Source organism: Algoriphagus terrigena DSM 22685 (assembly GCF_000429445.1).
GTDB lineage: Bacteria > Bacteroidota > Bacteroidia > Cytophagales > Cyclobacteriaceae > Algoriphagus > Algoriphagus terrigena.
Genome location: NZ_AUBW01000005.1, coordinates 77,759 through 92,496, shown reverse-complemented (window position 1 = coordinate 92,496; position 14,738 = coordinate 77,759). Strand labels below are relative to the sequence as shown.

The following is a 14,738-nucleotide window of genomic DNA, read 5'->3' as shown; positions in this document are numbered from 1 at the left end:
TAAGATGAGAAGTTTGAACATACTGGTATTTCTGATCCTCTCGGGATATGCTTTTGGGCAGACTGTATATGTGGATCCTGCGGTAGCGGGTGCAACGGCTGCTCATTCTGCGGTGATCAATTCCCAGCTTAATGCCACCAATGAAAGGTTGACTTTGATTGAGAGGGGTCAGCTGGCGATTACCGGAAACCTGACCATTGTCAACACGATGCAGGACAAAATCTATAAAGGGCTTTCTGAAGTCAGTTCGATTTTGACCAATCTTTCCAATGTGCAGGAAATCGCACGAATAGCCACCGGGATTTCAAGTGACCTCAGCCAAGTGGTGGAATTGGCCGGAGAGAATCCCGCTTTACTCTTGTTTGCCGAACGGAATGCCACCCTATTTCAGCAAAGGGCAACTTCTTTGGCTTTGGAGGTCAGGTCTTTTGTGTTGAGGGGAGGAGAGAATAATCTCATGGATGCAGGAGAAAGGTCAAAACTGATCAATCAGATTTTGACTGAGATGGTCATCCTTCGATCCTACACTTATGGCATGTATCGATCCATGTATTTCGCTCAGATGAAAGGGTTTGTGAGGGCCTTAAATCCCTTTCAAGGTTACATCAACATGGATATCCAGCTTGCTCAGGATATAGCCAGAAAAGCCAAAACCCTGCAACCATGAAATCAATTTGGCTTTTACCTTTTGTTTTGTTGGCAACCATTGGGATGAATTTTGCCCAAACCAATGTGGCCCTTCTCCACCAGCTAGTCGAGGAATCTAAATCCGAATATAACCTTCAAAAAGAGGCAAAGGAAAATCAAGGAAGAAACTCGGTTAATGAAGAGGTCAATAACAATTTGGTCAAGTCGGTAAAGGAGAAATACCGAGCCGTTCAGGATCGATTTGCAAAACTCTCCATAGTTATCGATGCTTTTGGAATAGGTGCTGCGGCTGAGCCATTGGTCAACTCTATTATTGATAACCAACAGCAAATCGTTTTCTACTGTAGCCAAGATTCGGAATTATTGCTCTTTGCTGTAGAGTCTGAGCGGGTTTTCGTCGAAAGATCCTACTCGCTGTTGAATTACCTCCTTGGGCTTTCGGCAAGTATCGGAGTGGTCAACCAGATGAAAGTTTCGGAAAGAAGAATCCTTTTCCAGCATATTCTGGACGAACTAAGGGAGATCAACGGACTTTCCTATACCGTTTCCAAATCACTTCAACACCATCTCGAAAGGAAGCGGGGAGTCAATCCATACTTACAGTATGTAGCAACGGAAATGGCTTTGGTAGAAGAAATCATTCAAAACGCCAAAACCCTGACTCGATGAAGAATCTCTTTTTTCTTTTCATGTGTTTCTGGGCTTTTGAATCCTACGCCCAGACCGTTGTATTTGACAAAGAACATTTTTCGATAGTCAATGCCAATGCTGCAGTAAGGAATGCCAGCGAGATAGGGTATCATCAAACGTTGGATATCATCAGGCAAAACACCGATGATATCATTCTCAATTCATCCAGCCTGGCACTGGTTCAAACCATGATTGTCAACTCCCTGACCCAAATTAATGAAGGGTTCAAGAACGCAATTCAGGTAAGAATGATAGTTGAGACGGTCTTGGATATCAGTTCCATTTCCGCCGAGGCGTTCCAGTTGGCAGCCGACAATCCCATCCTTTTTCTTTTTGTGGAAGAGTACACGGTTCAGGCGAAAAACAGAAGTCTCAACCTGGCCACGGACGTTTCATCCCTTATTCTCAAGGAAGGGGATAACCTCCTGATGAATTACAATGTCCGGGACGAGCTGCTTAATACAGTCCAGAAGGAATTGCAGGTAATTCTTGCCTTGGTACTTGCAGCAAAAAACAGCATCTATTGGGCTAAGACTAACTGGATAATCCGATCCCTCAATCCTTACCAAGCTTACATCAATCGTGATTTAGGATTGATCAATGAAATCATCGTCAAACAGAAAATCCTTACCCGATGAAGCATACTCTCTCATTTTTGATCCTTTTTTCTGTTTGTATCCAAAGCTACGGGCAGACTCCCATCCATGATAAAGCTATTGTAGCTCAGCAGGAACGGATGGTCTTTAAGCAATGGGATGAGGATAAATTCTATCCTGAACCGAAGAGAATACTTGGGATCCCGACGAATCCAATTTGGTATGCCACCTGGGGATTGCATCCCAATTATCCGGATCTGGACAGAAGGCCATTATCTCCAAGGGGAGAACAAACTCAAAGGTTAGGGTTGGCAGCGGCCATGCAGATTTCCTCCAACTACTACAAGCAGCACTCAGATACTGTCAAGAACCTTGCAACAGCTGAGATGGCTCGCATTTCAGGCGCTTTTTCGGGAACAGATCCTCTTTACCAATTCTATTATAAGCGAGAGCTGAAGCCTTTGGAAGATCCTGAAGCCACAGCTTTCCAGGGAGTTCGGGCAGAAGAAATCAATTACATGACCGATCATGGTGCTTACCAATGGTATGTTGACAACATGGCTTCGCTTTCAGAGAGGTATGAGTTTGCCAAGAACCTGGATATGGAAAGAGGGCAAAGAATTCTGATGTATCACAGAATCATGCTTGAAATGAGAGATGTCCTTAAAAAGTGGCAATACAAGCTGGACATGACTTCAAATATGCTTGCCTTCCGGAAGTTGAACCAGTGGAAAATCAGCGGAGAGATTATCATTTCAGATCCAAAAAGCGAGGAGGACAGAGCCAAGAAAATTGCTAACCAAACCCAAGTCCTAAAATGAAGAAGTTGTTCACAGGACTATCTGTTTTCCTTGGCTTGTCAATCTCCGGATTTGCACAATCGGCCAACCATGACCAGTACAAGGAGACCATAAGCTATTTGCAGGGAAACAGCATTTACGACAGGGGAGTGATGACCTTCTTTGAAGAAATGAGGAATTATGGCTTTGCTCACTCCGATCCTTTCATGAGAGACGCGCAGACGTTGGCATGTATTTTCATGCTGATTTTTTTCAGTCTGAAATGCTACGAAATGATGGCAGGTGACAAGAAACTTGAAATTATGCCCCTCTTGAGGCCATTTGCTTTGGTGATTCTTTTGATGTGGTGGCCAATTTTCTGTCAGATCATCGCTTTTCCTACCGATTTGATTGCAACCAAAACAGAAGTGCTTTTCGGGACTCAAAACGACACCAATAATGCGTTGCGACTTGACCGCGCGGCCTACATGATCGAGATGGCTGATCAGCTGGTAGAATATCAGGCAGTGACTGAGATGGCATCTGAACAGGCGCAAGAATCCGATAAAGATTTAGGGACGGTGGTGGTGGATGGAGTAAAAGGGTTTTTCTCCGATCAGATTTTAGCTCCAATTGTCCAAATGAGGATAAGGATGCAAACCAGCCTTCAACTGCTTGCTACCCAAATCATCGAATTGGTGGCCATATGGATTCTTAGGGTTTGTGTCTATATCATCTTCATGTTGCAGATAATCTACTCGACGGTGTTGGTAATACTCGGACCATTTTCAGTTGTGGCGAGTATTCTTCCTGCATTTCGAGATGCGTTCACCACTTGGATAGCAAGGTTCGTCTCCGTCAACCTTTATGTGGGAGTGGCCTATTTGATTCTCTACATCACAGGAAGACTCCAACAATATGCGTTGGAGGTCGAGATTGACAAGTACGAGTACTTGCTTTCAACCGGTGGCGGGGCGGATAGACTTGAAAAAATGGCTTGGCTGGCATCCAATGGCTTTTTGAGTTTCGGGCTGGTGATTGTGGCATTTTTTGTCAGCGCTATTGCCATTACCACCGTGCCCTCGATTTCCACTTGGATCATTTCCACTTCAGGAATCTCCTCGGCAGCAACCACCGCCGGAAGGATGGGATCTTCAGCGTCAAAATCAATTTCAAGAGCTAAACTAATTCAACCATGATCATCCAAAACATTGAATCAAAAATCAGATTGGCAACGGTTCTTTCACTGGGGAGCCTGATTACCTCAATCATTATCTGCGGGTTCGTTTCGGTTTACGCTTATAAACAGGTAGCCAACGCAAGGCAGTCCATTTATATCCTTGATAATGATATCCCCATTTTGGCCAAGCAGGCCAATATGCAAATGAATAGGCCAGCTGAGTACAAAGCAGCAGTGGACTTATTCCATAGCCTTTTTTTCAACCTGACTCCCGACGATAAGCACATCGAATATCAAATGAGCAGGGCTATGTACTTCGTGGATGAGACAGGGGTTGGCCAATACAATAACCTGAAAGAAAAGGGCTACTTCAATTCCATTCTCTCCTCAAGTTCTGTGCTTTCTATTCAGACGGATTCGATTGTCCTCGATCAGAACAGGTTTCGGTATTACGGTAGGCAAAAGATTGATCGGAGAAGTGCCACGATCACCAGGTCGATCATCACAGAGGGGGAATTGATTGATATCCCGAGAAGTGAAAATAACAGCCACGGGGTATTGATCACGAATTGGAAAACCATTGAAAATAAAGACCTGAGCAATGTTTCGAAAAACACATTCTAAGGATCGGGATACAACCATTTTCCAAGAGCTTAAAAATGAGCTTTCTCCTCACCTGGCTGGAGTTAATGGCCATTTGAAGGGGTTGATGGATCGTCATGCCAAAATCATTTTTTGTGTCATGCTCCTTCTCATCGTATCCTCTTTCATACTGACCTTTTTTGTGCTGAAGCCTACCTCAGAAAATCAGGCTCAGAATTTCAAAAAAGAGCTAAAGCCCATCCCGGGAGAGCTGTCAGGCGAATTTTCAGCAATACAGGATTTGACCCTTAGAGCTGCGAAAATGGCGGAGTTAAAAGCTGAAATAGACAGAATCATCGCTCAGGATTCCATTTCCAAGACGGATTCAGCCTATCTGGAAAAAGCAATTGAACATCTACAATACTTTAATAACCACTCCCATGAAAATTGACTTCAAACAACCCAAATACATTCTGCCGATTATCATGCTCCCGTTTTTGTGTTTGCTGTTTTACGGGTATAAATCATTCAGCCAAGACAGTCCTGATGAGCCTGTTCAGGGAATCAGTGGAATCCAATCTGAGATCGGCGAAGTATCGGAACAGATCCAGAAAAAACCGCTTGATTCCAAACTGAATGCTTCCAGAGAAACCTATAAAAGGGCAAATGATGGATACACGGCTATCAAAGGATTGGAACTCGAGGTGGAAGAATCCAGCCAAATCAAAACGCTTTATAATGAGCAGGAAAAAAGGCTCTTGGATTCCATCGACAACGCTTTAAAAAACTCAGGCCGCTACTCTGCCAAAGCTGATGCGGGCAATTCGATTCCGTCGGTTACTCCCCAACCTTCCAGACGACAAAGCTTTTCTAAGGAAGATGAAGAATTGCTGAATGCCATCAATCAGCTGGAAGGGAAAAAGACCCAACTTCCGGCAAGCAAATACGAAGATCCCATGGATCTTTTCAAAGCTCAAATGGCTGTGATAGACTCCATTTCCAAAGCGAATGATCCGGCTTATCAGGAGTTACAGCAAAAAGAGAAGGAGAGCCAACCAGAAGCAAAAGACACCGAAAACGCAGTTTATCGAGTTCAAAAGTCTGAAGGTTCAGCTACTTTATTCAATACCGTCACCATAAAAAAAAAAGGAAAGTTCATCGAAGCAATCATTGACCAGGATATCAAGAGCGGTACCCTCGGAGCCAGATTGAGAATCCGACTTTTAGATGATATACTGATTGGCAATGCCCTAGTCAGGGAAGGGACCTATCTCTATGCATTGATTTCAGGGTATGACGCCCAACGCGTGAAATTGACAATTTCATCCGTGATGCTGGGCGATCAAATCTATCCGATTGAACTTTCCATTTATGATGTGGACGGAATGGAAGGACTGTATGTCCCGGCTAGTGCATTTCGCGAGTTTTCCAAAGAACTCGGAAGCAATACTGCGGGCGGAATGAATATCAGCATGCAGCAAAATTCGGATGAAATGAGCCAACTGTATATGTCAGCTCTTCAGAGAATGTTCACCTCAACTTCCCAAGCCGTCTCTAAATCCATCAAAAAGAACAAGGCAAATATCAAATATGGAACTTCTGTCTATCTGATTGATGCCAACGAATTGCAGGAAAACGAAAAAAGGATGCAAAACCAAAACTGATTCGCCATGAAACTCAAAATCATAACACTCTTATTTTTGGTCCTCTCCGTTTCGGTTTGTGCTCAACAAAACGAAACTCGGTTAAAAACAGAGCTTCCAAGGATCTATATCGACGAGGAAATTTCCCTTCACTTTCTTTCTCCTGAGCCTATCCAGTACGTCGATATCTCGACTGACAATATGATCGGGGATATTCCATTGGAGAATGTGTTTCGGGTAAAAGCAATTCGTGACAGTGTTTCCGACTTAAATGGATACAATAAATCCTTGGGGGTGATCACCATAATAGGACAGAAATTCATCGCTCAGTACGATTTATGGTATGCTCATGATGAGCGCCAGCTGAAGACCCAAATTGAAATTCTTCCTATCAATACCAGTCCGTTGGAAGTCGGTAAAATCCCCCTGAGTGATCAAGAGCTTCGATACTTTTCAATAGAGGCATTTAAAGGGAAGAAGAAGGATAAGATCACCAAAAGCAGCCAGTATGGGATTTCCGGTCAGGTAAATAGTATCTACACCGTTGACGATTATATCTTTTTGGACATCTCCTTCACAAACAAGACTAATCTCAAATTTGATCTAGACCAGGTGAGATTTGAGATCGAGGACAAGCGAATCACCAAAGCAACCAATGTCCAATCCATTGAGATAGAACCGGAATATCAGCTCTTCACGCCAGAAAGCTTTGAGAAGAAATATCGCAATATCTACGTGTTCAAAAAATTCACCTTCCCCAATTCCAAGGTGTTTACCATCGAGCTTTCGGAATCCCAAATCAGCGGAAGGACGCTCTCCTTAGAGATAAAGTACGCCGATCTTTTGGCGGCAGACACACTGTAAAATCTACCAATGAATGATTTTCCCCTCAGCTAAGTCCGTGCTATGAATGAGAAGAGAGAATTAAAAAGCCTTCACGCAACCTTTCAATTCATTGTTTACCTGATGGTGTTTCTGGACATTCTGATGTTTGTCTATGCTCCACAGTTGTTAGCCATGGATGGGATGGGGAGGTTTCTTTTTCCTCTTTTTGAAAAGCTGCGAAACTTGAAGATTTACGATAATGTACTTATTGGCAAAGTGGCCATTTTGATAGCAATTTGCCTATCAGCCATAGGTACAGTTTCTAGGAAGAACCTGGATTATAACCCGAGAAGTCAGATCATTTTTCCTTTTACCATCGGGTTGATCCTATTCTTTGGTTCTATCTATCTCTACACACTGGAAGATTCATTTTTGGTGTTGGACCTCACTTCCATCCAAGACCTCGGGTACAGTCTCTGTTTATTTATAGGGGCTGTTTTGATCCATACGTCATTGGACAATGTGTCGAAATTGATAAAATCGGGTCTGGGAAAGGATGAATGGAATGTCGAAGGGGAGTCCTTCATGCAAGACACCAAAAAAATCGAAAATCCTTACTCAGTAAACATCCCTATGAAGTTCTATTACAGGGGAAAAGTCCGAAAAGGATGGATCAACCTAGTCAATCCATTCAGAGGGACTTTCGTGATTGGAACCCCAGGTTCGGGGAAGTCATTTGGTGTGATCAATCCCTTTATTCGACAGATGATTGGCAAGGGATTCACCATGTGTCTTTACGATTTCAAGTTTCCTGATTTGGCTCAGATTGCCTACATCCACTATCTGAAAGCTCAGGACAAAAAGAAAAACCCAAATTTCAAATTCCATGTGATCAATCTGGACGAGGTAGAATATTCCAGAAGGATCAATCCGATGAACAGAAGGTATTTGAGAACAGTGGCCAATGCTTCTGAAACAGCAGAAGCTATTTTTCAATCCCTTCAAAAATCTGATTCGTCCGGAGGAGCTGATAAGTTTTTCGAGCAATCGGCCATCAACTTTCTCTCGGCCTGTATCTTTTTTGTGTCTCGATACGAGGAGGGCAAATATTCCACCTTCGCCCATGTGCTGGATTTTCTAAACAGGGATTACGAGGATATTTTTAACTGTCTGACCAAATATCCCGAACTCAGATCCATGGTATCTCCCTTTCGAAGTGCCTTTGAAAAGAAGGTTTACAAACAGCTGGAAGGGCAGGTCGGAACCTTGAAGATTTTCCTTTCCAGACTGAATACCAAAGAAACCGCTTGGGTTTTCAGCGGGGATGATTTCGACCTCAAGATCTCGGATCCAAGTAGCCCATCCATTCTAGTCCTTGCCAACAGTACCGAAACGCAGAGTATCACCGGTACCTGCTATTCTGTGATCATCAACCGGCTGACCCGGTTGATCAACACCAAAGGGAATCTGCCAACCGCTTTGATAGCGGATGAAGCGCCGACTTTTTACATCCATAAAATCGAAAACTTGATTTCTACTGCCCGGAGCAATAAAGTAGCTGTTTTGCTCGGCTTGCAGGAACTGCCCCAGTTAAATCAGCTTCAGGGAAAGGATACGGCATCGACCATGACCTCGGTGATCGGAAACGTGCTTTGTGGCTCAGTCCGCCATAAGGATACGCTGTCTTGGTTGGAGATGTTGTTTGGAAAGCGTAGGCAGTTGGGCCAGAGTGTTTCTATAGATCGGGACAAAACCTCGATTTCGTATAGTGAGCGATACGATCCACTGATTCCTGCGGGAAAAATAGCGTCCATGCATACCGGGGAAATTGCGGGAATTATCGCTACGGAAGGGACTCAGTTTGACGGGAAATACAAAACCTCAAATGTTCATTGTCGGGTCAATCTTGAAATGAAAGAGATCAAGCAAGAAGAAAATTCCTATCGAACCACTCCAAAATTCTATGATTTCCAAGGCAAGAAAGAAGAGATCCTGACCAAGCACTTTGAAAAAATCCACCGACAGGTTACCGACATTATTGAAAAGCACAGGGAAATGGCAACCGTAAATTAAGTCATCGAAATCATGCAAAGGACGCTATCGATCTTACTTCTTCTTTTTGCCGCTCACCAGGCATATCCTCAATTCAATTCCATTGAATTTCGAAAGGAATTGACTTCTGTGAAAGTGGTCAAGCCAACTGAATTCAAGCAAGAAGCGAAGAGATCCGAAATTCACCCTTTGTCAAAACGAGTACTACCCTTTGAAAAAGAGGAAGAGCTTGTGTTGGCTTCCCTTCCCTTGGAAGATTTTTCCCTCACTTCAGAGTTTGGCTACCGCTCCGGTCCATTTTCAGGAGAGCCAAAATTTCATCGGGGAATCGATCTTGAAACCAATCGTTCAAAGGTCTTTTCCATGCTCCACGGAACCGTTGTGTCAGTGGGCGATGATCCGCTTTTGGGAATTTTTATCAAAGTCCAACACGGCAACTATGAATCGATCTATGGTCACCTTTCTCAATCCCTTGTAGATAAGGGCGAGCGAGTCTTACCAGGTACAATCCTGGGAATTTCCGGAAGTACGGGAAGAGCTACCGGGGATCATCTGCACCTGAGCATCAAAAAGGGAAAGGAATATGTCAATCCAGTCTTATTCATTCAATTGATCTCAAGACTATCGACCAAAGAAGAGGCAATCAATTATTTATCAAAACCATAAAGCAAACAACATGCAAAGCCAAAATGGATTACCGATGAAGGATCTGGAGATTTTTGGAGTCATCAAAAACGGAAAGTTTACTATTCCAGAAAAGGAAGTCAACGCACTGAAGAATGGAGGGATAACCGATATCGTGGAATTGACCGACCTGAAAGGGAAGGATATTTACATCGATAAATTACCGGCCAGACTTTCTATAGTAAGAGGAGAAGATGGGAATCCGGCCTTGCGGATTGATCCGGTTTACAGGGAACCGAATCTTCATCCGGATTTGAATGAAGCTGAACGTTATCGGCTTGTTCGAAAGGAATTGGCCAACATCAAGAAAAGCTATGTTGACAAAGAAGGTAACATTCAGACCGAAATCATTGAGTACGACCAGCGAACCAAACAATTTCTCTCCTACAATCCCCGAGACATCAAAGCTCCCCAATTGGTAAACGGGCAAGAACTCAATTCACAGCAAAAGAAGAAATACAAGGAAGGGGAAACAGTGCTGTTGGCAGATGGAACAGCATTTCAACTTTCGCCTTCCTCTCCAAAGGGCATCAGATCAAATAAATCCGGATTAGTTCTTTCGGTTTTGCTGGATGGAGGACTGTCCTACCTACTGCTCACAGGCGTCCAGAAATTGCTCGGAAAGGAAAGGCAGGAGGATAAAGCCTATAGCGAAGGATACCTTCAAGCGATCAAGGAGGTTCAAAAACAAGTAGAGCAAAGGATTTCCCGAAACCCAAATGACAGGGATGCAGTCCGTGATTTGAACAACATCAAGAAGGAATATTCCAAAATTTCGGCAGATTCCACACTACCAAAAGCGGTTAGGGATGACTTTGATATAAATTCCATCAAACGGCTAAACAGCATCGATACTGAAGAAGGAAAAAAACCAAGAAAACGCTCCGAACAAGACAATGGCTTTGACAGAGACCTTTGATATTTTGAGCTACAAAGGGGTTGAAATAGATACCCAACGTCTATTTTCCAAATTTGCCTATCAGGATAAAACGGGCCAGATCGTTTTTGACTTCTTTGGTAAACATGGCAAGAAAGTGGATTGTGAAATCCTGAGTTTTTACCGGAACAAGCAGGCTTCCAAAGGGATTTCTGTCCTGAATCTTTCTGAAAATTCTCAGTCAATTTTTGTCTCCGACTCCTATGCTTCTCTCATCTGCTTTGCCAATCAATTCAAAGCCAGAATTTCATTTCATGAAGCTGGCTTTTTAATCATTGGGGCCGAGTTTGACTGGAACTTGCTGAACCAAGCATTCAAGAAGGTCTCAAAAAAAGCGAAGGTCAATACGGTTTTTAGTGCCTCGATTTTGGGAAGGGTGATGGATTGTAAAGTCCAGGATCTAGTTCACGATAGGGACTGCCGGTATCTTTTGTCCGATGATTGGGTTCAACTTAAAAACCAAAAGAACGATAAAGTCTCGAAGGAATCGATTTTCACCTTTTCGCTTCGAACCTACTGCATTTCACAAGGAATCTCTCAAACCGTCCGGACATTTAAACCTAAGCAAAAGGGAGTTGAGTCCTTTTATCAGCTTAATCAAGTGTATTGGAATGCGGTCTGATAATTTGATTTTGCTATGTTTAAAGATTGCATCCACCGGTACAAAATGGTGTTTCTGCATCATCCGAGTAGTTGCGAACAAATCCTACCCGTCGATCTTTATTTATGGAGTTCAACATGCCAATTGAAAAACTTCCTTTAAAACCATCTGTGCAATCAACATCACAAGTAATGCCTAACAAACCTCCATTTTCATCAAACTCAAGAGATCTGTAATGAATGTTAATACCATTTTCAGCTAATTTGTTTTTTACTTCAGTAAGTTCATCTAGGCTAAGATCATTTGTGAAAAATGCGTTAACCTTTGATATAGAATTATCCTTATTAAGCTCTATAGATAGATTTTTTGTTTTATCCAAGGGGACAGATTGTGCATCAGTCTTTAAGATTTTCGCGAAAAAAAAGCTGGTCAGCAATAGGGATAGAGACAGAATTGAAATCTTTTTCATGGCATTGGATTTTAAATTAAGGAGATCTTTAAAGAAGTGGGTTACTCGGTTTCGACTAGCATTGAATTTTTGATTGTCAGAATTAATTTCAGGTAAGCGGTAATGACTATCAAAAAAGTCAAATTCAAGAGTTTCGGAAATTAATTTGATGGTGAAAGCTCTTGGAGTAACTGTGCCGGCCTCGATCCTCTGAACTGTCCTAGCTGTGATTTTGCATTTTTTTGCAAGATCATCCTGTGTTAATCCTTTAGCATTCCTGATTTGAAACAATTTTCTTCCAAAGTCTTCTTTAGTCATTCTGATAGATGTTTTGAGAAATCCCAACTACAATTTAGAGTTTAATTTTAATCTTAAAATGGGATTTACCACGACATTCAACCGACATTTTACTGACATTTGATTTTAGAGATTTGTCGTTGTACGCCTATAAACTGAAAAAGTATTCATTTTTCAATTTTTCGCCAGGGTCCTATTTCGTTCACAAGGTATTATTGCCAACAGTTAGCACATAAAAACCAAAACAGAAGGGGGTTAAGTCATTTAATCAAGACGATAAACGGTTTTTGAACGAGGTCAATTAATATGGTTATGCTATATTTATCAGCTCACTATGCTTAAACCAGAATTTTTAAATTAAACCAATTTCACGATGAAAAAACTGAATTACCTCCTCCTCCTTTTTCTTGTCAGCCTGTCCCTTGCCTGCTCTTCAGAAGATGAAAATCCCAAATTGGTGGAAAAGGACGTTATCATCGAAATTGCAATGGATGGTAGTTACGATGACTATCTGGTGACATTTTCGGTTCATAGTATGCTGAGCGGCACATCTACTTTTGTCGCTCCTGTGTTGGACCAGCCGACCGAACTCGATTGGACTCAGGTAATTGAACAGGGCAATACCTATACGCTTTCTTTTGAGCCTGAAATATCCACCATTGCGGCCACTTCCTCAGCCCCAATCCACAGCCTGGGCTTAGTTTTCAATGCCGTTCACTTGGGAACGGATACTAACGATTCTTTCCAGCCGCTTTCGGCGACAGTCAGTGTTTTGGCCGATGGTGAGGTTTATCTACAATACGATTATGAGGCTTTGCCACCTGGTGAAACTTCGGTTCCACTTGCTGAAGAGATCACTATCCAATAAGCAGGGGAAAGCTCCTTATCTCGAACATTTGCCTATTTTTAAATCAGAAACTTAACACACCCAATGAGTATCAAAAAAGTAGTAGAAAATGCCTTGAACCTACTTGACAAGGCTGATGACGGAATAGTTCTGATGAACATGTATAATGAAGTGGTACACCCGGCAGACGCAGCTTTCAAAGGTCAAGTGGTATATCCTTACAATGCCAAATCCTTTATAGAGGAGTCGTTTCGGCAGAACGGAATTGATCTAACCGATAAGGACCTGAGATTTATGTTGATGAAGCTTTTGCTGTCCTTTGAGCAAATTGAAGCCAACAAGGTTAGAAAAGGGAAGGTGAAAGAACTGTTAAGAGAGAATTCGTTCAGTGATTTTGGTAAACTGATGTAGTTTCCGCTCTCGTCCAGAACAGAAGATTTCATCCGTCGGCTGGCTTGAATATATGATGGCAATCGACTTCCTAATTGTAGTTTTCCTAGCTATACGAACCGAGTAAACGAAGCCCTATTCCGGTTTTATCCAATTGTATGCACAAAGGTCGGACAGCCTGTCAGTTTCAAAAAATTGAGGCTTCCAGCAGAATTTTCTAAAAACAGGGTCTCCTACGGACTACCTCCCAGTTTTTAAATTCTAATTTTTTCTCACTTTCCCGGCTATCCTAAATGACCTGCATAAATTTTAACTAAAACCAAAATACTATGGCATTCTCAAAAAAGTACATCGGAAAAGGAAAGCAAGTCGAAAATAGCAACATCGTAGAAGTGAGCCTGAATATGGCCGAGCTTCAAAACCACACCTTCGAATATGAAGGAGAAACCTTCGTCAAGTTCAATGTCGCCAAGCTAAAAGAACCTGATCAGTACGGAAAAACCCACACGGTTTACGTTTCCGTCAAAGAATCGGATTCAGAATAATCTTGAAAAAAGCCCTTCGGGGCTTCTTTATAATTGTTTATTTTTTCTCTGTTGGTGCAAATAAGTTGTCAGAACGGAATCAAACTAGCTAATGGCCCAAATTACGTGGAGATACAAAAGGTATAGAACCAACAACTATTAATTTCATGAAAAATAATTTCTTAGTAAAGGAAAAACATTAATCTCATGGATATCGTATCAGACAATATGAGAACTCAACTAATATTAAATTTTGTTCAGTTGTCAATGAGAATTTTTTTGTTGAAAATTTCAAAATCCATTTGATTCAATTCACTTAAATATAACGACCATGTTAAGGATTCTCTTTTTTGTACTCGCATTTGCATTTACAACGTCCATCAATGCTCAAGATGTTAAATACGGATTCAGGTTGGGATTTTCAATAACCACTTTTGAAGGAGAAGATTCTGGAGGGAAGGACACCAATTTCCGAAACGGATTTTCGTTGGGTGCCTTTACATCCCTTCCAATTTCAAGTGCTATTCGTTTTGAACCTGGTGTTGACTTTGCAACTAAGGGTGCTAAGACGAATTTAGACAATGTTAATTCATTGGTGAGAAATGGCTATTTAGATATTCCTTTACTTTTTGATTTTCAACTGGGAGAGCGGTTCAGTATTATTGGAGGACCCCAGCCGTCATTTCTTTTATCCTCTGCAATGATTTTCGGAGAAGGAGATACTAAAATTACAGTAAAAGGAGCCGAAGCAAAGGCATTGTGGAAAGACACCGACATTGCAGGAGTTTTTGGTCTAGGGTATAGCCCTTCAAAAACCTTGCAGATACAATTAATTTATGAACATGGATTCGCTAACATAAGCGAAATTTCCAATTCAGTATACAACAGAGCTATAAAAACGACAGTTAAAGCATATTTTTAAAAAGTATCTAATTTCTTTTGAAGATCCATTAGGGTCAAATTTGATCTAGTTAATTTGCTAGAGAAAGGTCCTTTGCCTTTGCAAATTTTACAG

Annotated in this window: 18 protein-coding genes; 17 read left to right on the top strand and 1 reads right to left on the bottom strand. The window is 42.0% G+C overall.

From position 1 onward, the window contains the following. The first annotated feature begins 4 nt into the window (after positions 1–4). From G459_RS0104515 to G459_RS0104455, 13 genes are all read left to right on the top strand, one after another. The gene (locus G459_RS0104515; RefSeq protein ID WP_026966569.1) at positions 5–667 is read left to right on the top strand and encodes a hypothetical protein; all 663 of its coding nucleotides are present in this window, start codon (positions 5–7) and stop codon (positions 665–667) included. Next, entirely contained in the window at positions 664–1,317 is a 654-nt protein-coding gene (locus G459_RS0104510) for a hypothetical protein (protein ID WP_026966568.1), read from the top strand. Before G459_RS0104515 ends, G459_RS0104510 begins: the two co-directional genes overlap by 4 nt. Continuing rightward, positions 1,314–1,976 carry a hypothetical protein gene (locus G459_RS0104505; protein ID WP_026966567.1) on the top strand — a complete coding sequence of 221 codons (663 nt, stop codon included), beginning with the start codon at positions 1,314–1,316 and terminating at the stop codon, positions 1,974–1,976. The genes G459_RS0104510 and G459_RS0104505 overlap by 4 nt, the downstream gene beginning before the upstream one ends. After that, complete coding sequence (locus G459_RS26820; protein ID WP_051315069.1) at positions 1,973–2,755, top strand: hypothetical protein; 783 nt, start codon at positions 1,973–1,975, stop codon at positions 2,753–2,755. The genes G459_RS0104505 and G459_RS26820 overlap by 4 nt, the downstream gene beginning before the upstream one ends. Beyond that, positions 2,752–3,912, top strand: a complete 1,161-nt coding sequence (locus G459_RS0104495; protein ID WP_026966566.1) for a TraJ family protein — start codon at positions 2,752–2,754, stop codon at positions 3,910–3,912. The genes G459_RS26820 and G459_RS0104495 overlap by 4 nt, the downstream gene beginning before the upstream one ends. Beyond that, positions 3,909–4,517 (top strand): conjugative transposon protein TraK, encoded by a 609-nt coding sequence (gene traK / locus G459_RS0104490; RefSeq protein WP_026966565.1) that lies wholly within the window; start codon positions 3,909–3,911, stop codon positions 4,515–4,517. Before G459_RS0104495 ends, traK begins: the two co-directional genes overlap by 4 nt. A gap of 118 nt (positions 4,518–4,635) precedes the next feature. Then, positions 4,636–4,926 (top strand): hypothetical protein, encoded by a 291-nt coding sequence (locus tag G459_RS0104485; RefSeq protein ID WP_157373277.1) that lies wholly within the window; start codon positions 4,636–4,638, stop codon positions 4,924–4,926. Then, a complete protein-coding gene (gene traM, locus G459_RS0104480; RefSeq protein ID WP_026966563.1) occupies positions 4,916–6,139 on the top strand; it encodes a conjugative transposon protein TraM in 1,224 nt (407 codons plus the stop codon). The genes G459_RS0104485 and traM overlap by 11 nt, the downstream gene beginning before the upstream one ends. Positions 6,140–6,145: 6 nt before the next feature. After that, positions 6,146–6,982, top strand: a complete 837-nt coding sequence (gene traN, locus G459_RS0104475; protein WP_026966562.1) for a conjugative transposon protein TraN — start codon at positions 6,146–6,148, stop codon at positions 6,980–6,982. Positions 6,983–7,024: 42 nt separating this feature from the next. Next, the gene (locus G459_RS0104470) at positions 7,025–9,016 is read left to right on the top strand and encodes a type IV secretory system conjugative DNA transfer family protein (protein ID WP_026966561.1); all 1,992 of its coding nucleotides are present in this window, start codon (positions 7,025–7,027) and stop codon (positions 9,014–9,016) included. 12 nt (positions 9,017–9,028) lie between these two features. Beyond that, on the top strand, positions 9,029–9,661 hold the full coding sequence (locus tag G459_RS26815) for a M23 family metallopeptidase (protein WP_051315068.1): 633 nt from the start codon (positions 9,029–9,031) through the stop codon (positions 9,659–9,661). A gap of 10 nt (positions 9,662–9,671) precedes the next feature. Next, positions 9,672–10,598 (top strand): DUF4099 domain-containing protein, encoded by a 927-nt coding sequence (locus G459_RS0104460; RefSeq protein WP_026966560.1) that lies wholly within the window; start codon positions 9,672–9,674, stop codon positions 10,596–10,598. Next, positions 10,576–11,238, top strand: coding sequence for a hypothetical protein (locus G459_RS0104455; protein ID WP_157373276.1), 663 nt, complete (start codon positions 10,576–10,578; stop codon positions 11,236–11,238). The genes G459_RS0104460 and G459_RS0104455 overlap by 23 nt, the downstream gene beginning before the upstream one ends. Positions 11,239–11,257: 19 nt before the next feature. Here G459_RS0104455 and G459_RS28815 read toward each other — a convergent pair whose 3' ends face one another. Further along, positions 11,258–11,983, bottom strand: coding sequence for a helix-turn-helix domain-containing protein (locus G459_RS28815; protein WP_157373275.1), 726 nt, complete (start codon positions 11,981–11,983; stop codon positions 11,258–11,260). Positions 11,984–12,335: 352 nt separating this feature from the next. Here G459_RS28815 and G459_RS0104445 point away from each other — a divergent pair, with 352 nt between their 5' ends. From G459_RS0104445 to G459_RS26805, 4 genes are all read left to right on the top strand, one after another. After that, positions 12,336–12,830, top strand: a complete 495-nt coding sequence (locus G459_RS0104445; RefSeq protein ID WP_026966558.1) for a hypothetical protein — start codon at positions 12,336–12,338, stop codon at positions 12,828–12,830. A 63-nt stretch (positions 12,831–12,893) separates the two neighbouring features. Further along, positions 12,894–13,220, top strand: a complete 327-nt coding sequence (locus G459_RS0104440; protein WP_026966557.1) for a hypothetical protein — start codon at positions 12,894–12,896, stop codon at positions 13,218–13,220. Between the two features lie 308 nt (positions 13,221–13,528). Further along, on the top strand, positions 13,529–13,744 hold the full coding sequence (locus G459_RS0104435) for a hypothetical protein (RefSeq protein WP_026966556.1): 216 nt from the start codon (positions 13,529–13,531) through the stop codon (positions 13,742–13,744). 310 nt (positions 13,745–14,054) lie between these two features. After that, positions 14,055–14,645, top strand: a complete 591-nt coding sequence (locus G459_RS26805) for a porin family protein (protein ID WP_051315066.1) — start codon at positions 14,055–14,057, stop codon at positions 14,643–14,645. The last annotated feature ends 93 nt before the right edge of the window (positions 14,646–14,738 follow it).